Source organism: Paraburkholderia sp. Cy-641 (assembly GCF_011752945.1).
In the GTDB taxonomy this organism is placed as follows: Bacteria; Pseudomonadota; Gammaproteobacteria; order Burkholderiales; family Burkholderiaceae; genus Paraburkholderia.
This window is the reverse complement of the sequence record NZ_VWWM01000001.1, coordinates 242,472-260,720: the sequence shown is the minus strand read 5'-3', so window position 1 is coordinate 260,720 and position 18,249 is coordinate 242,472. Positions and strand designations below refer to the sequence as shown.

Genomic DNA, 18,249 nt, shown 5'->3' with positions numbered 1-18,249 from the left:
GCTCGACAATCATGCGAATCCGGCGACAAGCTCCGCTACCCGCTCGGCCGCGGGCACGATACGCGTGATCTTTCCCACACCCTGCCCTGCGTAGAGCGACAGTTTGCGCGCAAGGCGCGGCTGATCGATTGCACGCGCGCCACCGCCCATGAAGCGCAGCAGGTTCCACTTGTCCCGGTTCGGAATCACACGGTGCGGCGTGCCGTAGGTCCAGCCGTACGAATATCCGGTCCGGTATTCCGTGTCGTCCACCGTGGCTTCGACGATCCTCTGCTTATAGAGCGGATGCGCAATCGATTCCTCTGTCGCAACGAACGCCGTGCCGACGAGCACGCCCGATGCGCCGAGTGCCATCGCCACCCGTACGTCGTCTCGCGTCGTAATGCCGCCCGCCGCCAGCACGTGCCGCCCCTGCGCGATCTCGCGGATAGCGGGCAACAATGCCGTCAAGCCGATCGTGCCGCGGTTCATGTGTCCGCCACTTTCACTGCCTTGCGCCGTGATGATGTCCGCGCCGCATGCTATTGCCTTACGCGCGAGTTCGACCGTGCCCACCTGGACCATGACGACCATGCCGGCCTCTTTGGCGCGAGGAATGATATTGGCGGCACAGGCTTCGGCGTAGAACAGCGACAGGAGCTTCGGCCTCTGTTCGAGAAGAATCTGAAACTGGGCCTCGAATACGGCTGGCCCACCGAATTGCGGAACGAGATTCACGCCGAAGGGCCGGTCCGTCAGTTCCCGGGTTTGCTCAATCCATTTGCGCAGCGCCAGCGGCGGCAGCCTCAACCCACCGAGAATTCCCATGCCGCCGGCATTACACACCGCGCCGACGAGACCTGGCCCCGAAAGCGCGGCCATGCCGGCCAGAAAGACAGGATACCGCACGCCGCACAGGCGCTCGACCGTGTGCTCGCCAAACTGCGGTTCGATCGGGTTCACGGCGTCAAAGCTCCACGTGTTTGCCAAGCATCCGCTTTAGTGCGTCATTCTTCAAAACGAAATGATTTTTGAGCGCGCCAAACATATGCAGCGCCAATCCGAGAAGAAACGCGGTTGCGCCCAATCTGAACAGGAAGACCACGACATGCTGCACCTGCGGGCCAGGCTCGATAAGAGCAGGCATGACATACCCTCCCGGCAACGCAACAACCTCTCCGGCGGCCGACTTCTCGAGCCAGCCGGCGATAGGTAGCAGCACCATCGCCAACGCCAGGGCAACCGCCACAGAACGGCTGACCATCACTTCGACCGGATTCGGCGTGCCGACCGGCAGCGGATGAAAGGACGACAGACGCGCCCACAGTCGATAGATCGAGATCAGAAACAGCACGGTGGCGAGAAGGTTCTGCCACGGCTCCAGGTGCATTCGTTGCGCGTGATCTCCTGTCCGGGAAATAACGATCGCCATTCCGATGATCGAAAATAGCAGGATCGCGACGATCCAGTGCAGTGCGATCGTGACAGAAGAAAAGCGAAGACCATTGTCCCGCAATTGCATGCTCTGTCTCCCGGTTTGTTTCGGCCAATAGGGGGCACGACTTACGACCGATCAGATCGACTCCCCATGAGCGGACGCGCGGCTGCAAACAGACACGATCTGTTTTGATGAATCAGAGAGCCCCACGAGACAGCTCGCCCGCTGTCATGTCGAGTTGCAAATCAGAGTATTCGGTCAGCAGCGTAGCGCCTTTCCCTATTCGTGGCACCAGGGACACCTCGGATCGCCGACATGAATCATCATCATTGTTGACCCGGTCGACAAATAAGATTTGACTGGCTGGCCTCTTCTCCAGCCGCGACGGTCCCGCACCAAACCCAAACCCCGACCAGTTCCCGGCTATCGTTTCGCCTTTATCGTTTCGCCCTGCCTCGGCCTGGCTTGCCCACCGCGCGCCGATTCGTCAGCACCGTGGCCTGCTCCATCAGAAACTCCACAAATACCCGTACGCGCGACGGCAACAAGCGACCATGCGGATACATCAGACTGATGGGGCGCGACCTTCCCGCAAATGCCTGAAGAACTTCAACCAGCGTGCCGTCGGCCAGGTCCTTCTCGGCGACGAAGCGATAGGTCTGGAACAATCCCGCACCGGCTCTCGCCAGCGTGACGCCAGCCAGTACGTCTTCGGAGCACAGGTAGTGGCCTTTCGCGGAAAGCACCTCCCGCTCCTCTCCCCTCTCCATGAATAGCCAGGAAATCCGCCGGCCGCTGCTGGGCAGATCGAACTGGATGCACTCGTGCTGCTCCAGATCCTCCAGCGTCCGTGGCAGCCCCGCCCGCTGCAAGTAGGCGGGACTCGCGACGACCACCAGCCCCGCGTCTTCGAGATGGCGCGAAACCAGCGTCGAGTCGGGCTGCCCACGAAACCGGATCGCAACATCGAAGTTCTCCTCATGGAAGTCGATGTTGCGATTGCCTATGTGGATTTCGAATTTAAGGAGCGGAAACTTCTCCTGCAGCCTGGGCAGCAGCGGCAATAGCCGGTAGTGCCCATAGGTCGTGGGGGCGCTGATGCGGATGGTGCCGGACGGCTGCGCCTGCTCGCCCATGATCTTGCGTTCGGCCTCGACCAGTTGATTGAGAGCGGCACGGCTCTGCTCGAAGTATTCCCTGCCGCCCTCGGTCAGGCGGATGCTGCGCGTGGAGCGCACGAACAGGCGTACGCCGAGGCGCTTTTCCAGACGCGAGATCGAACGGCTCACGGCCGCGGGCGTCACCCCCGCCGCGTTGGCGGCGGCGGTAAAGCTACCTGCTTCGGCCGCGAGGCAAAACAGCTCGATGCTGCCGAGCAGAACGTCGTCGAATTGCCGCTGCATAGTCGTTCCCTTATGTGACTAGACAAATTTGGTCACCCCCATTGTTTGGGCAGCGTTGCAGAAATATAGCCGTTTTGCCGTAGCGACTCCCGAAGAAGAGATCGCTAGCTTCATTAGCGGCGAGGAAAAGGCAGAGGCGGGCTGACAGGAGAAAGCCGTTTCTTCTCGAAGAAGAAAGGCTCAAGCAGGGCACGATCTTCTCGAAGACGGCCAATTGGGCGGGCCACGTGGTTCACGTGACTCACGTAGTTCATGATGGCGGGCCGAGATCCGCACTCGCGACGCGGCGCTCAAACGCACCGCCCGTCACATCGACACCACCCAGTATTTCACCGATGCGGGGAGCGGGAAGCGATCGCGTTCTGACTGATGATTTTCGCAATCTCGTCATTGGCCTGCGAGCCGTACTGCTCGAAAACATCCGTGCTATAGGTCGTGTTATGCGCGGCGGCCAGTTCCTTGCCGGAATCGTCGTGCGTATCGGCATCGACGTCCATCGACAGGCCGATACGCAGCGGATGCGCGTCGAGTTCGCGCGGGTCGAGCTCGATGCGAACCGGCAGACGCTGCACGATCTTGATCCAGTTGCCCGTTGCGTTCTGCGCCGGCAGCGTGGCGAAGGCACTGCCCGTGCCCGCAGAAAAGCCTTCGATCCGCCCGTGATACTTGACGCTCGAACCGTAAACGTCGGCACTCAGCGTGACAGGCTGGCCGATACGCATGCGCCTGAGCTGGACCTCCTTGAAGTTCGCGTCCACCCACACGCCGTCGAGCGGCACTACCGCCATCAACGGCGTGCCCGGCGACACACGCTGGCCGACCTGAACGTGACGCTGCGCCACATAGCCCGTCACCGGCGCCGGCAGCGTATCGCGCGCGTAGGCGAGCCACGCGTCCCGCACTTTCGATGCGGCGGCCTGCACGTCGGGATGCTGTTCGAGCGTCGTGCGATCGGTCAGCGCGCGATTCGCTTCGGCCTGCTGACGCGCCGCGTCGAGCGCGGCCTGCGCGACATTCACGGTATCCCGGGCATGGGCGATGTCCTCGGCGGAAACAGCGCCCGTGTTCGCGACGGCCATGCGCCGACGCAGATCGTCGTTGGCACGCGCAAGGTCGGATTCGCGTTGCGCCACGTTCGCCGCATAGAAGTCGTTGTTCACGTACAGGCCGCTCACGCGGCGCACGGTCTGACCAAGCGCCGCTTCCGCATTCCCGAGCGCGATCCTGGCATCGGCTGGGTCCAGCGTGACCACCGGATCGCCCGCCTTCACGATCTGCGTGTCGTCGGCATTGACGGCGATGACCGTGCCCGAGACCTGCGGCGTCAATTGCACGAGATTGCCGCTGACATAGGCGTCGTCGGTGGATTCGTGATAGCGGCCATCCGTGTAGTAGTACGCAGCATAGGCGGCTCCCGCTATCACGACTGCCGCCGCGAGCAGGACAAGCAGTTTGCGGCGGCTCGGCGGCGTGGCGTTCCCGCTGTTGCGGGCGGCGGGCGCTTGCGCGCCGCCGGTGTCATCGCCGCCGTGATCGGCGGACTCGCTCCTGGGCGTGACGGTTTCGCTCATTTCTTTTCTCCCTACGGATTTCCGTACGTGTCGTTCAATGCCTGGCGATGGCGGCCTCGGTCGGCCCGGCGGTCATATCCTCGCTGCGCACGGCGTCGGCGGATGTGTCGATATAGCCGCCCCCCAATGCCGCGGCCAGTTCGATCTGCCGGTCGCGGCGGCTCATCTTCAGATCGGCGACGGACTGTTCGGCATTCAGTGCCGTAACGTCGGCATTGAGCACGGTCAACTGGTTGGTAAGACCGACCTTGTACTGGGTAATCGCGAGCTTGTCGGCGTCCTCGGCAGATTGCCGCGTGGCCTCGGCCTCGACCAGTTGCGCGTCGCTCGAACGGATTTGCGCAAGCTGCGTGGCGACGTCCGAAAGCGCATGAATCAGCGTCTGGTTATAGGCTGCCACCGCGTAGTCGAACTCGGCGTAACGGCCTCGCAACTTCGCGCGCAGTGCTCCCGCGTCGAAGATCGGCAGATGGATCGCCGGCCCCACCGAAATCGTCCGGCTCTGGGCATTGAGAAATTCGCCGAAGCCGAACGCGTCGAAGCCGATCGCCGCGCTCAGATTGATGTCCGGATAGAACTCGGCCTTCGTCTCTTTCACCTCGTGCGTGATCGCATCGACGCGCCAGCGTGCCGCGACGATGTCCGGGCGCCGGCTCAACAGATCGGCGGGCAGGTTGTCCGGCAGGCGCACTGCGTCGCCGGCGCCGAGAGCCGGCCGCGCAATTGCCTGCCCGCGGTCCGGCCCTCGGCCCATCAGCGCGGCCAGTTGATAACGTGTCGTCAGAATGTTGCCGTCGAGCGCGGCGAGACTGCCGCGGCTCGAAGTCAGATTCGCCTGCGCGGTCTTGCGCTCCACTTCCGTATCGAGGCCCGTCGCAATACGGGCTGCCGTGATGCGGTCGATCTGCTCACGATGCTCGACTTCCCTTTGCGCGATATCGCGCAATGCATAGAGGCGAGCGAGATCGTTGTAGGTACGTGCGATCGCGGTGCTCAGCGTGAGCTTGACCATTTCGTCGTCGGCCTCGCTTGCTCGCTGTTGCGACACGGCGGCTTTGAATGCCTCGCGGTTCTTACCCCATAGATCGAGGTCGTACGAAGCGCTCAGCAAACCCTTGTTTTCGGTTTGCCATCCGCCTCGATACGGCGGCGGAATCACCGTGCTGCCGCTGAATTCCTGACGGGTCAGCGAGTAGTCCGCGTCGACCCGCGGCAACGTGCCCGCCTTCGCGCTCTGGCTATAAGCCTGCGCCTCGACGACCCGCGCGCGGGCCTCGTCGATCGACGGGTTGCCTTGCAGTGCTTCGGCAATCAGCGCTTTCAACTGGGCATCGCCGAACTGGTCTGCCCAATCGGCAGCCGGCCAGCGACCCTGTTCGGCCGGCAGACTGCTCGCCGTCTCGAACTGTTCCGGCCGGGCAATCTGCTTGTCGCTATGGATGCCCGCATAGTTGACACACGCCGACAGCATCGCCGCTAAAAGTACCGATACGCCCAGCTTCGACACCCTTGCGCCGATAGCGACGTGCCGGATTGAGAAATGGCTCATGTCACGCTCCTCGGGGTTCAGTGACCACCGGCAGCGGCGGCACCCGCCCCCGCGCCTCTCGCCGGTTTCGTTACCCAGATCAACGGGATGATGAGGATAAAGATCACGGCCGAGATCCAGAAGATGTCGTTCAGGCCAAGCATCGTGGCTTGCGCGTTGAGCGAAGCTTCGTAAAAGGCCAGCGCTTTGGGCGTGCTGGCATTAAGCGTCGTCTCCAGATGAGCGATGGCTTCGCCGAAGATCGGGTTGTCCACGCTCGTTTGCTCCGTGAGCCGCGCATGATGGAGAATCGTCCGGTCGTTCCAGCCGTTGCTCAGCAGCGAGGTGCCCACCGCGCCGGCGAAAATGCGCACGAAATTGGACAGGCCCGCCGCCGCCGGAATCTTCTCGGCCGGCAGCCCCGACAGGATGATGGCCGTGAGCGGCGTGAAGAACAGCGCGGTCGGGATGCCCTGCAGCAGCGTCGGCAGCACCAGCGTGTAGGGGTCGACGCCGGTCGTATAGCGCGAACGCATGAAGAACACGCCCGCGAATCCGATGAAGGCCATCGTTGCAAGCACCCGCATGTCGGAGCGCGGCATGATCTTGCCCAGTACGGGCGCCATGATCACGGCGAAGATGCCCAGCGGAGCCGTTACGAGTCCCGCGTCCACGGCGCGATAGCCGAGCGACCCCTGAATCCATTGCGGCAGGATTACCAGATTCGAGAAGAAGATCGCATAGGCCACCGAAATGGCGATGGTCCCACCGAGGAAATTGCGTTCGGCAAAGAGCCGCAAATCGACGATCGGCTTCTCCTCGGTAAGCTCCCAGATGATGAAGAACAGAAAGCTGACCAACGCGACGATCGAGAGAATCCAGATCACCGGCGAGTTGAACCAGTCGAGATCCTTACCCTTGTCGAGCATGATCTGCAGCGACGCGACCCACGCGATCAGCGAGATGAGCCCGACTTTGTCGATCGGCAGCTTGCGCGTCGGTGTCTCGCGATCCTTATAGATCGACCAGATCACTGCGGCGGCGAAAAGACCCACCGGGACGTTGATATAGAAAATCCACGACCAGCTATAGCTGTCGGTGATCCAGCCACCAAGAGCCGGTCCCGCGATCGGTCCGACCGTGGCGGTCATAGCCCACAACGATAAGGCACTCGAACTCTTTTCCTTCGGAAACGACGCCAGCAGCAACGCCTGCGACAACGGCACCAGGGGCCCCGCCACCGCGCCCTGCACCACCCGTGCAACCAGCAGCGTCAACAGGTTCGGCGCCAGCCCACACGCCGCCGACGCCAGTACGAACAGCAGGATGGCCCCGACGAACAGCTTGACCTGACCGATGCGTTGCGTGAGCCAGCCGGTCAGCGGAATCGACACGGCATTGGCCGCCGCAAACAGTGTGATGACCCATGTTCCCTCGTCGACCGACACGCCGAGGTTGCCTGACAGCGTAGGAATCGCGACATTCGCGATCGACGAATCGAGTACGTTCATGAACGTGGCGAGCGCCACGGCGAATGTACCGAGTGCGAACCTTGCGCCGGTCAGGCGCACCGGCGCGCCCGGGGCGGTCGGGGAATTCATGCTGTGTTCTCCAGTCGTGATTCGAAGCACCTGTCCGTCGACGCGAATCGCCGTTTCCCGATTAACACGACAATCACTACGCATTCCTCAGTGAATGGCGGAGAGCCGCATCGCATTCACGGTTCCTGCATTGAGATCATCCGCTCGCTGACTGTCTTGCAAAGGGAATGGACATTGACCCCTTTCCTGAAACGGATCACTGCATCAGCGCTTATCGATCCGCTCCGGACAGAACGTAGATTACTTGAAATACACCGGTCGAATTATTGACGGCAAGTATCAATACTTGTTCATCTCAGGCTGATTCCAGTGCGTGCCGATCGTGTGTAACCTGTGCTCGCAAAGCCAGCCTGATCTTGCTGCCCGAAATACGTGAGGACTCGCTCGCACCTGCAATGCGCGAGCCGGTCCACGCAGTCGCTTCGAAGTCGGCACCGTTCGCGACCCGGGCCGCACAACCGTTGGACAACCTTGACACCAGGAGCTTGCGATGCCGCTCGATACCGTGCTCTATACCGCCCATGCCACTGCCACGGGAGGCCGCGACGGACGCGCGGTGGTTCCCGAAGGCGGCTTGAACCTCAAACTGAGCATGCCGAAGGAACTCGGCGGCAAGGGGGGAGAAGGAACGAATCCGGAACAGCTGTTCGCCGCGGGCTACAGCGCGTGCTTTATCGGCGCGATACGATTCGTGGGTCAACGCGACAGGATTGCCATTCCCGCCGACGTCTCGATCAGCGCCAGCGTCGGCGTGGGTCTGATTCCGAACGGCTTCGGCATCGAGGTCGAGCTGAAGGTGTCGTTGCCTGGCATGGCGCGAGAACAGGCGCGTCGGCTGATCGAGAAAGCGCACGCCGTTTGCCCGTATTCGAACGCCACCCGCAACAACATCGATGTGACACTCACGCTCGTCTGACGCGCCAGTCTTGCGGGAACAGGCTGGCTACCCGCAAATGCGGGAGCCAGCATTTTTCATGGGCCGAAGCATGAATCGCGGCAGAAGTTGCCACATGAGTCGCCACATAAGCCACCGCGCGCCGTCGCGATACCCGCCTCGCTCACTAGCCGCCAAACCGTTGCAGTTGCGCGATGGTTTCCTTCATCTCGCGCTCCAGTTGCGCGAACAGTTCGGCGGCCGGCAGCGAGCGCGCCAGCGCGGCCGCCTGCCCGGCCCATTGCGCGCCAAAGCCGAATTCGCCCTGCGCCTTTGCGGCGGCGTGCAACGCCTTACCGGCATCATAGGCGATCGGGTAATCGGGAGCACGCGGCGCGCCCGGGTCACTGCCCAGTTCCGTGAAGCGATTCACCATGCTTCTCGCAACACGTCCGGAAATCGCCCTGGTCAAGGTCGTGCGGCGTGCGGCATCGCTGAGCAGCGTACGCCGATAGCCGTCGTCGATCGAGGTTTCGGGGCAGGCCACGAAGGCCGTACCGAGCAGGGCCGCCTGCGCGCCCAGCGCAAGCACGGCGGCAATCCCCGCTCCATCGATAATGCCGCCCGAAGCGATGACCGGCAGCGGAACGTTCCTGACCAGAAGCCGGGTCAGCGCGACCGTGCCCAGTTGATCGTCCAAGGCGTCGGGATCGAAGACGCCCCGATGCCCGCCCGCCTCGATACCTTGCGCGACGATCGCATCGACACCCGATGCGGCGACCTGTGCGCCTTCGTTCAGATTCGTTGCCGCGCCAAGCAGCCTGATGCCCGCCCCCTTCAATTCGCCGATGACGTCCGAAGACGGCAAGCCAAAGTGGAAACTGACCACGGCCGGTTTCTCTTCGAGAAAGACCTCAAGCATTGCGGCGTCTTCGACAAAGCTCGTGTAAATCTCCGCGAGCGATGCGGGTGCCGTCGCGCCGTACTTCTCGAACTGCGGCGCAAGCCAGTTCAGCCATACGCGCTCGCGCTCGGGGTCGGCCTGTGCCGGCTGATGGCAGAATACGTTGACGTTGAACGGTTTGTCGGTCAGCTCACGCGTCTGCCTGATCGCCTTGCGCGCGCCCTCGGCATTCATCGCACCGACGCCCAGCGAGCCGAGCCCGCCCGCGTTCGACACGGCCGCGGCGAGCGCGGGCGTGCTTACGCCGGCCATCGGCGCCTGCACGATCGGCTTGCTGATTCCCAGCAAAGGCAGTAATGCCCGATTTAATACCCGATTGTCAGTATCGCTGCTCATTTGTCTTCCTGTTCAAAACGATTGCGTACGGATGAAGCATCGCGCCGGAGCCTGATCACCATGTTCATTTTCGCGCAGGCAGCCGTCAACCCGATCGCGAGAACAATACTCTTTACATCATGGAAACTATATCGTTGCAACGTCGAATGAGCGAATGCAGCGCAGCACGCCGTCATGCCGCGGCCAGTATCGGCTGCTCGCGCGGATTGGGTCGTGCGATCGGCGCAATCGGCGCAACCAGCCCTTCGCTGCTCACGGCGCTTTCCACACGGAAAAACTCGATGCAGAAGTTCACGAAGGTCCGCAGGCGCGCGGAAAGCATGTCGCGATGCGCGTAAAACAGGCAGATGTCCACTTCGCTATCCAGCACCGAACAGTGCGGCAGGACCGGCACGAGGCATCCCGACTTGAGGTCGTCCTGAACCATCATCTCGGGCAGCACGGCGATTCCCGCGCCGGCAAGCGCGGCTGCGCGCAGATACTGCTCGTCGCCGGTCATCGAAGAGCTCGCCGGAATCTTGATGCGCTTGCCGTCTTCGAGCAACCGGATCGCGTGGCCGCCGAGTCGGGACGACGCCACGTTGAGCAGCAGAAAGCGTTTCTCGAGGCCGCACGCGCGCTCGGGTGCGCCGTATTTGTCGAGATACCCGGGCGAGGCCACGAGCATCCCCGGAGAAATCGACAGGGTTCTCCGGATAACGGTCGGCTGCTCGATAAGGTGCGACGGGAAGATAGCCATGTCGATACGACCGGCGGAGAGATTGACCGCGCTATTTTGCACGGCAACGGTCAGACTCACGTTAGGCGACATATCGCGGTAGCTCGTTACGAGCCGCGACAGCGTCGAACTCGCGAGCCCCGGATGCACGACGAGGTTCAGCCTGCCAGAATCCGCTTCCCGCGCGTTCGTGATACGCCGATTGGCCTCATCCATTTCCTCCAGCATGCGGCAGCACGTTTCGTAGTAAGGCCGCGCCTCCTCCGTGAGGATCACCGAGCGCGTCGTACGATGGAAAAGTCGTAGATGTACGTCCCTTTCAAGCCTCAGGATGATCCTCGACACGGCCCCGGTCGTCACACCGAGCGACTGAGCCGCCTTGCTGAAGCTTTGTTTTTCCGCGACCAGAACGAACGCTCTGAATTTGTTGAACTGATCCATCACCGTCCTCCTATCTCGAGGCTTGCTTCGCTCGCACTACGCTCAGGCGTTCAGCGTGCCCGCATGCCGTCCGCCGCGTTTCGGCTCGATGCCTGAGCATCCCTCCGGCCTTCGCCAACTGGTTGCCGTTCGTTGTCAGCATGGTAGGCGGCTTGCCGTCCACGCGGTATGACACCTTAGCCTGATGCGGGGGGATACTTTCGGATACCGTAAGGCCGCCTCAAGGCACATCGAGAATGGTCGCCAGCAGATTGGACAAGGCGCCTGGATCAACGGGCTTGCTGTAGACAGCGACGACCCCTGCGCTATTGAGCATCGCCTCGACGCTGCAGGTCGGGAACGCCGTAATGAAAATGGTGGGGATGACATAACCGAGGGCAATGAGCCGCTCGTGCAACTCCGTTCCGCTCAGGCCCGGCATCCTGACGTCCGTAATCAGGCAGGCGATCTCGCCGAGCCGGTTCGACTGGAGCAGTTCGATTGCCGAAGCGAACTCGTGCACGCTGCGCCCTCTTGCGCGCAGAAAGCTCCGCAGCGCTTTTCTGACGTCCCTGTCGTCGTCCACGATGGCAATAGTCGGATTCGTTTGCGTGCCCATGCGATCGCTGCCTGCAAAGTAGGTGGCCCGGTCTGACTTCTTAGACTCGCCGGCGCAATTCAAAACCTAACTCGCACCGCGACGAATGGAAAGGCTACGAAAGTATCCCCCGGTGTGCGTCAGGTATGCGTCCAGGTTCGGCATGTGGCGCGCCGATGAACTCGAACCGGCAAGCCCTGCCGCCCAAGCTCCCTATTTGCACGCATCGTTCCGGCACGCGCGAATGGGGAGCGTATTACAATGCGTTCACAATGCATTCGCAGCTTGCTCGGCGACCGTCACCGATCATGTCGCTCCGCCCTATTTTCATAAGGACAGCCGCGGCGCTTCGTGCCGACCCGTTCGCCGGGTCATGCCGACGTGTCAGCCGCGGTCGATGTCGCTCAGAGCCTGACGTCTTCGAAGAGGCATGTTCAACATGTATTCGCACGAATCCGCCACTGCCATATCAAGCGCGCCGGACCCGATCGTCTACGTGATCGACGACGACGAATCCATCCGCCGTGCGCTCAGCAATCTGTTCCGATCGGTCGGGCTTTCCGCCAGGACATTCGCTACGTGTCGGGACTTTCTCGCGTGCTCGCCCCCGAGTGTGCCGAGCTGCATGATTCTCGATGTCAGGCTGCGCGGAGAAAACGGCCTGGAGTTCCAGGCCGCGATGAACGACAGAGGGATGCACATGCCCGTCGTGGTCATCACCGCTCACGGCGATATCGAAATGACCGTGAGGGCGATGAAGGCTGGCGCAACGGACTTCCTCTCCAAGCCGTACCGCGATCAGGACCTGCTCGATGCCGTGTCGCACGCGCTCGCGAAGGATCGGGACAGGATCTCGGCCGAGCAGGCACTCGGTCCGCTGCGCGCAGCTTATGACAGTCTTACGCCGCGCGAACGTGAAGTGGTGGAGCTCGTTCTCACGGGTTTGCTGAACAAGCAGATCGCGTCGATAATCCGCGTCAGCGAAGTCACCGTCAAAAAGCATCGGCGCCAGGCGATGCAGAAGTTGTCCGCGCGTTCGGCGGTGGACCTGGTCTGCAAGGTCCGCTTGCTGGGCATCGAGCCGCGGGGATCGGCGATCGGGCCGTAGCATGCCGGCCGTCGAGCGCCCCGCCTTATCTTGTCGCGTTGCACGAATCAGCCCGAGCCCGCCCGCCAGGCTGAGCCGGCAGGTCTACGGTGGATGACAGCCAAGTGAGTTCCGCATCGGATGGGTCGCGCATCGCCTGGGAAGATGGCGGGCGGGTATTCAGCCGCGAATGGCACATGGACGACGACGGTGCGTGCCGACCCGTGCTCGTCGTGCGGCCCGCTGCCGGGTCGCCGGCACCCGGCTTGCAGGATCGCTTCGCGCATGAATACGCACTCCGGGATGTGCTCGATCCGGCTGCCGCAGCGCGCCCGTTGCGGCTCGTACAGGAACGCGGCCAGCCTTGCCTGATCCTCGAGGATGGTGGCCACGAGCCGCTGGAATGCGCGAGTCTGCCGTTGCCCCTGGCGGATTTCCTGCGCACGGCGATCGGCATTGCCGCCGCGCTGGCGAAACTGCACGCGAGCGGGCTGATTCACAAAGACATCAAGCCGGCTCATATCCTGGTCGATCCCACGAGCGGCGCAACGAAGTTCACCGGGCTCGGCATTGCCGCGTGGCTGCCGCGACAGAAGCTGCCGCTGGAGCCACCCGAGTTCGTCACCGGCACACTCGCCTACCTGGCGCCCGAGCAGACCGGGCGAATGAACCGTCCCGTCGATGCACGCAGCGATCTTTACGCCGTCGGCGTCACGCTTTATCTGCTCGCCACGGGCGCACTGCCGTTCGTGGCATCCGATGCGATGGAATGGATTCACCGCCATATCGCACGCCAACCCGTAGCGCCCAGCGAACGGGCGCCGCACGTTCCCGAGCCGGTCTCGCGCATCGTCATGAAGCTGCTCGCCAAGACGCCCGAAGAGCGCTACCAGACGGCGAACGGCGTTGAACGCGACCTGCGCCGCTGTCTGCATCAATGGGAAACGCAAGGCTGCATCGACGATTTCCCGCCCGGCCAACAGGACGTGCCCGACCGCCTGGCGATCCCCGACAAGCTGTATGGAAGAGCACGCGAGATCGAGGCGCTCGTCGGCGCATTCGAGCAGGGTGCCAGAGCCGGTAAGCCGGCGCTGGTGCTCGTGATAGGCCACGCGGGCGTCGGCAAATCGTCGGTCGTCAACGAGTTGAGCAAGACGCTGGTTCCGCAGCGCGCGCTTTTCGCCACGGGAAAATTCGATCAATACAAGCGCGACATACCGTATGCGACGCTCGCGCAGGCGTTCCAGAAGCTCGTACGGCCGCTGCTGAGCCAGCGCGAAGCCGAACTGGGCGACTGGCGCAACGCGATGCTGCAAGCACTCGGACCGGACGCGCGCCTGATGGTCGACCTGGTACCGGAACTCGCGCTCGTCATCGGCGAACCGCCAGCCGTGCCCGAACTGCCGCCGCGGCAGGCGCAGGGCCGCTTCCAGAGCGTGTTCGAGCGCTTTATCGGCGTATTCGCGCGGCCCGAGCATCCTCTCGTGCTCTTTCTCGACGATCTGCAATGGCTCGACGCGGCGACACTCGATGTGCTCGAACATCTGCTGCTCCGCTCGAACCTTCGGCATCTTCTGCTGGTCGGCGCCTACCGGGACAATGAAGTCGATGCCGGCCATCCGCTCGCGCACAAGCTCGAAGCAATGAAAAACGCCGGCGCCGCGCTCGACGAGATCAGGCTCGCGCCGCTCACCCGCGGCCATCTTGCCCGGCTGCTGGCCGATACCATGCGTTGCGAGCCCGCTCACGCCGCGCCTCTGGCGCAGCTCGTGCACACGAAAACGGGCGGCAATCCGTTTTTCGTCAGCCAGTTTTTATACGCGCTGTCAGAGGAGAAACTGCTCAGCTTCGATCATCGCGCCGCGCGCTGGTCATGGGACATCGAGCGCATCTGCGCCACGGGCTACACCGACAACGTGGCGGACCTGATGACCGGCAAGCTCGCCCGCCTGCCGGCGCGGACCCGGCACGCGCTGCGGCAGTTGGCCTGTGTCGGCAATCGCTGCCACGTTTCGATGCTGACCGTCGTGCTCGGCCGTGCCGAAAACAAGCTTCACAGCCTGCTATGGCCGGCGGTATGCCGTGAACTGATCGAGCTGCGCGCGGGCGTCTACCGGTTCACGCACGACCGCATCCAGGAAGCCGCTTATTCGCTGATTCCCGCCGCATTGCGCGCCCGAACGCATCTGCGGATAGGACGGCGCCTCGCGGCGCATACGACCGCTGGACAGCAGGCCGAGGTGATTTTCGACATCGTTGGCCAGTTCAACCGCGGCGCCGCGCTAATCGACTCGCAAGAAGAGCGCACGCAGCTTGCCGCGCTCAATCTGGCCGCGGGCCAGCGCGCGCGAGCGTCGACAGCTTATGCATCCGCCCTCGCCTATCTGAGCGCCGGCGCGTCGCTGCTCACCGACACAGGCTGGGAGCCACGGTGCCCGCTGCGCTTCCCGCTCGAACTCCAGCGCGCCGAGTGCGAGTTCCTCACCGGCGCCACGGCGCATGCGCAAGCGCGCCTCGACGCGCTCGCCACACACGCGGCCACGAACGTCGAACGCGCAGCCGTAACGCGCCTGAGCATCGACCTGCATCATGCGCTGGGAGACCAGGATGAACGCGCCATCGCCGTCGGGCTCGACTATCTGCGCGGACTCGGCATCGACTGGCCGCGCTACCCGTCGGACGAGGCCGCGCAACGCGAATATGAACGGGTCCGGTCGTGTATCGGCGCACGCACGAACGAGGCACTCGTCGCGCTGCCACTGATGCGTGATCCCGACGCGCTCGCGACGCTCGACGTTCTGATCGGACTCGGTCCGCCGGCCTTCCAGTCGCCCCGCTCGCTGAACCTGTTCGTGCTGATTGCCTGCCGTGCGATCGCACTGAGTCTCGAGTCCGGCCACGGCGACGCCTCGTGCTACGCGTACGTGCTGCTCGGCATCGCCGCGGGCGCGCGCTTCGGCGATTACCGGACCGCCTTGCGCTTCGGCACGATCGGCTGCGACCTTGTCGAACAGCGCGGCCTGCAACGCTTCGAGGTAGGCACCCGCGTGCTCTGCGCAAACAACCTCATGCCGTGGACGCAGCACGTCACAACGGGCCGCGAGCTGGCGCGCCTCGGGGCCGAGGCGGCGAACCGGAACTACGACGCTCTTTACGGCGCTCACTCGCACCATCTGCTGATTACCAACCTGCTCGCCGCGGGCGATCCACTCACCGACGTGCGACACGAAGCGGAGCGTGGTCTCGCGCGGGTGCAAAAAACGCAGTATGGCCTCGTGGTCGACATCATCGCCACCCAGCTTCAGCTGGTGCGCACGCTACTCGGCGTAACGCCGAAGTTCGGTGTGCTCGACGACGGGCAATTCGACGAACGCGATCTCGAACGCCAATGGTCGAAGCATTCGGGGTGGGCAACGCCCGAATGCTTCTACTGGATTCGCAAGATGCAGGCACGTTTCTTCGGCCGCGATCATCAAGGCGCCCTCGAAGCATCCCGGCAGGCGCAACGGCTGCTCTGGGGTTTGCCGCTCAGCTTCGAGCTCGCCGAATATCATCTTTACGCGGCACTGTCCCGGGCCGCCGCCTGCGATTGCGCCACGGCCGACGAGCGGCGGCAACACGTATTGGCTCTTTCCGGACACCACAGTCAACTCGCGAAATGGTCGGAGCACTGTCCGCAGAATTTCGCGAGCCGCATGGCGCTCGTCGGCGCGGAAATCGCCCGCCTGGATGGGCACGAACACGATGCCGAACGGCTCTACGATCAGGCGATCCGCACGGCGCGCGAGAACGGCTTCGTGCATCTCGAAGCGCTCGCCTGCGAACTGGCCGCGAGCTTTTATGCGACGTGCGGTCTCGAAGCGTTTGCACTGGTGTTCATACGCCACGCACGCGATGGCTATCTGCGCTGGGGCGCCGACGGCAAGGTGCGCCAGCTCGAACAGATATATCCGCAGTTGAGAAGCAATGAAGCGGCGCCCGCCGCACCGAGAACGATCGAGACGGCCGTCGAGCAGCTCGATCTCGCCACCGTGACCGGCATATCCCAGGCCGTGTCGGGCGAGTTCGAACTGGCGAAGCTGCTCGACAAACTGATGCGCATGGCGCTCGAACACGCCGGCGCCGAGCGCTGCCTGCTCACGCTCGCGCGCGACGGCGAACAACGCGTCGCGGCACTCGCGATCACCGCCGGCGATACCGTCGACGTACGGCTGTGCGACGAGCCGGCCAGCGCGGCCATGCTGCCGGAAAGCGTGCTCCAGTACGTGCTGCGCACGCGCGAGAGCGTGATCCTCGACGACGCCCTCGGCGAGCCGCCGTTTGCGGCCGATCCCTATGTGGCCGGACAACGGGTCCGCTCCGTGCTGTGTCTGCCGCTCATCAACCAGACCAAGCTGACGGGCGCGCTGTACCTGGAGAACAATCTGGCCGCACGCGTGTTCGTGCCGGGACGCATCGCGATCTTGAAGCTGCTGGCCTCGCAGGCCGCGATCACGCTGGAAAACGCGCGTCTGTACCAGGTGCTGGCGGAACGCGAAGCGCGCATCCGGCGTCTCGTCGACGCCAATATCGTCGGCATCCTGATCTGGGACACCGAAGGGCATATTCTCGAAACCAACGACGCGTTCCTGCGCATCGTCGGATACGACCGCGACGACCTCGTCTCCGGACGCGTGCGGTGGCCGGAACTGACCTCGTCCGAATGGTTCGAGATCGAGCAGCAGAGAACCCAGGAACTCACCCTGACCGGCGCGTTGCAGCCCTTCGAGAAAGAGCTGTCGTGCCGGGGCGGCAGCCGCGCGTCGGTGCTGATCGGTGTCGCGGCGTTCGAATCGAACTGCAACGAACGCGTCGGTTTCGTGCTCGACCTGACCGAGCACAAACGCGCGGAAGCCCAGGCACGCGAGCACGAGCGGCGCTATCTGGAAGCCCATGTGGAACTCGCGCACGCGAACCGCGCCGCGACGATGGGGCAACTCACGGCCTCGATCGCCCACGACGTCCAGCAGCCGATTACCGCAGCGCTGACCGAGGCGGCCGCGGCGCTGAACTGGCTCGACGCGCGGCCGCCCAACCTGGACGAGATCAGGGAATCGCTCGATGGCATCGTCAGCGCGGGAATGCGAGCCGGCGCCATCGTCGAGCGGATTCGCGCGCTCATCAGAAAAGCGCCGCTGCGCAAGGGCTGCGTGAATATCAACGAGACGATTCGCGAGATGATCGACCTGACACGCGGCGAGGCGGCCAAAAGCGGCGTGGCGGTTTCGGCGACGCTGGCCGACGGCCTGCCGCCCGTCCACGGCGACCGCGTGCAGTTGCAGCAGGTCATGCTCAATCTGATCGTTAACGCCATCGAAGCAATGAGTGCGGCGAACTGGACGCCGCGCGAGCTGGGCATCAGCACGGCCCGGCTCTGGTCGAATCGCGTGCTGGTGACGGTACGGGATTCGGGGCCGGGCATCGCCGCCGTGGAGATCGAACACGTCTTCGATGCGTTCTACACGACGAAGGCGCAGGGTCTCGGCATGGGGCTGTCGATCTGCCGATCGATCGTCGAGGCGCACGAGGGCGTGCTTTCGGTCAGCACGGGTACGCCCCATGGCGCCGTGTTCAGATTCGTGCTGCCGAGCGTCGAGCCGTAAAGCGCGCCACCGCGTAACACAAGGCTTCAACGCCTCGCGCCGAAGCCGCGCATGACTGGCCGGCCATGGCCGGGGCCCGGCCTCTTCCGA

General features: G+C 63.5%; 12 protein-coding genes and 1 pseudogene. 3 read left to right on the top strand and 10 right to left on the bottom strand.

The genetic code is table 11. The annotated features are described in order from the left end of the window. Nucleotides 1–9: 9 nt before the first annotated feature. From F3J20_RS01125 to F3J20_RS01100, 6 genes are all read right to left on the bottom strand, one after another. Nucleotides 10–942, bottom strand: coding sequence for a nitronate monooxygenase (locus tag F3J20_RS01125; protein ID WP_345889826.1), 933 nt, complete (start codon nt 940–942; stop codon nt 10–12). 4 nt (nt 943–946) lie between these two features. After that, entirely contained in the window at nt 947–1,501 is a 555-nt protein-coding gene (locus F3J20_RS01120; protein WP_167037708.1) for a cytochrome b/b6 domain-containing protein, read from the bottom strand. A 353-nt stretch (nt 1,502–1,854) separates the two neighbouring features. Continuing rightward, entirely contained in the window at nt 1,855–2,820 is a 966-nt protein-coding gene (locus tag F3J20_RS01115) for a LysR family transcriptional regulator (RefSeq protein ID WP_167037705.1), read from the bottom strand. Between the two features lie 329 nt (nt 2,821–3,149). Then, nucleotides 3,150–4,391, bottom strand: a complete 1,242-nt coding sequence (locus F3J20_RS01110) for an HlyD family efflux transporter periplasmic adaptor subunit (protein WP_167281452.1) — start codon at nt 4,389–4,391, stop codon at nt 3,150–3,152. Nucleotides 4,392–4,425: 34 nt separating this feature from the next. Continuing rightward, nucleotides 4,426–5,940, bottom strand: a complete 1,515-nt coding sequence (locus tag F3J20_RS01105; RefSeq protein WP_167281450.1) for an efflux transporter outer membrane subunit — start codon at nt 5,938–5,940, stop codon at nt 4,426–4,428. Nucleotides 5,941–5,957: 17 nt separating this feature from the next. Then, on the bottom strand, nt 5,958–7,520 hold the full coding sequence (locus F3J20_RS01100) for a DHA2 family efflux MFS transporter permease subunit (protein WP_167037695.1): 1,563 nt from the start codon (nt 7,518–7,520) through the stop codon (nt 5,958–5,960). Between the two features lie 490 nt (nt 7,521–8,010). Here F3J20_RS01100 and F3J20_RS01095 point away from each other — a divergent pair, with 490 nt between their 5' ends. Continuing rightward, nucleotides 8,011–8,436: an organic hydroperoxide resistance protein gene (locus tag F3J20_RS01095; protein ID WP_167281448.1), complete on the top strand. Its 426-nt coding sequence runs from the start codon at nt 8,011–8,013 to the stop codon at nt 8,434–8,436. A gap of 145 nt (nt 8,437–8,581) precedes the next feature. Here the strand turns inward: F3J20_RS01095 and F3J20_RS01090 are convergent, their stop codons facing one another. The 4 genes and pseudogenes from F3J20_RS01090 to F3J20_RS01080 all read right to left on the bottom strand — a co-directional run bounded on the left by F3J20_RS01090 (nt 8,582) and on the right by F3J20_RS01080 (nt 11,451). Next, nucleotides 8,582–9,694: a nitronate monooxygenase gene (locus F3J20_RS01090; RefSeq protein ID WP_167037692.1), complete on the bottom strand. Its 1,113-nt coding sequence runs from the start codon at nt 9,692–9,694 to the stop codon at nt 8,582–8,584. A gap of 172 nt (nt 9,695–9,866) precedes the next feature. Beyond that, nucleotides 9,867–10,628 (bottom strand): LysR substrate-binding domain-containing protein, encoded by a 762-nt coding sequence (locus F3J20_RS01085; RefSeq protein WP_240158721.1) that lies wholly within the window; start codon nt 10,626–10,628, stop codon nt 9,867–9,869. 48 nt (nt 10,629–10,676) lie between these two features. Beyond that, nucleotides 10,677–10,853: pseudogene (locus F3J20_RS31950) on the bottom strand (LysR family transcriptional regulator); the annotation flags it as partial. A gap of 220 nt (nt 10,854–11,073) precedes the next feature. After that, the gene (locus F3J20_RS01080) at nt 11,074–11,451 is read right to left on the bottom strand and encodes a response regulator (protein ID WP_167037686.1); all 378 of its coding nucleotides are present in this window, start codon (nt 11,449–11,451) and stop codon (nt 11,074–11,076) included. Nucleotides 11,452–11,860: 409 nt separating this feature from the next. Between F3J20_RS01080 and F3J20_RS01075 the strand changes: the two genes are divergently transcribed. Further along, on the top strand, nt 11,861–12,538 hold the full coding sequence (locus tag F3J20_RS01075; RefSeq protein WP_345889825.1) for a response regulator: 678 nt from the start codon (nt 11,861–11,863) through the stop codon (nt 12,536–12,538). A 104-nt stretch (nt 12,539–12,642) separates the two neighbouring features. Continuing rightward, nucleotides 12,643–18,159, top strand: coding sequence for an AAA family ATPase (locus F3J20_RS01070; RefSeq protein WP_345889824.1), 5,517 nt, complete (start codon nt 12,643–12,645; stop codon nt 18,157–18,159). Nucleotides 18,160–18,249 lie beyond the last annotated feature (90 nt).

Bases quoted from the DNA above. Each gene is read 5' to 3' on its own strand.
- F3J20_RS01085 (WP_240158721.1), bottom strand. From the start codon at position 10,628: ATGGATGAGGCCAATCGGCGTATCACGAACGCGCGGGAAGCGGATTCT.
- F3J20_RS01105 (WP_167281450.1), bottom strand. From the start codon at position 5,940: ATGAGCCATTTCTCAATCCGGCACGTCGCTATCGGCGCAAGGGTGTCG.
- F3J20_RS01090 (WP_167037692.1), bottom strand. From the start codon at position 9,694: ATGAGCAGCGATACTGACAATCGGGTATTAAATCGGGCATTACTGCCT.
- F3J20_RS01080 (WP_167037686.1), bottom strand. From the start codon at position 11,451: ATGGGCACGCAAACGAATCCGACTATTGCCATCGTGGACGACGACAGG.
- F3J20_RS01100 (WP_167037695.1), bottom strand. From the start codon at position 7,520: ATGAATTCCCCGACCGCCCCGGGCGCGCCGGTGCGCCTGACCGGCGCA.
- F3J20_RS01120 (WP_167037708.1), bottom strand. From the start codon at position 1,501: ATGCAATTGCGGGACAATGGTCTTCGCTTTTCTTCTGTCACGATCGCA.
- F3J20_RS01075 (WP_345889825.1), top strand. From the start codon at position 11,861: ATGTTCAACATGTATTCGCACGAATCCGCCACTGCCATATCAAGCGCG.
- F3J20_RS01095 (WP_167281448.1), top strand. From the start codon at position 8,011: ATGCCGCTCGATACCGTGCTCTATACCGCCCATGCCACTGCCACGGGA.
- F3J20_RS01115 (WP_167037705.1), bottom strand. From the start codon at position 2,820: ATGCAGCGGCAATTCGACGACGTTCTGCTCGGCAGCATCGAGCTGTTT.
- F3J20_RS01110 (WP_167281452.1), bottom strand. From the start codon at position 4,391: ATGAGCGAAACCGTCACGCCCAGGAGCGAGTCCGCCGATCACGGCGGC.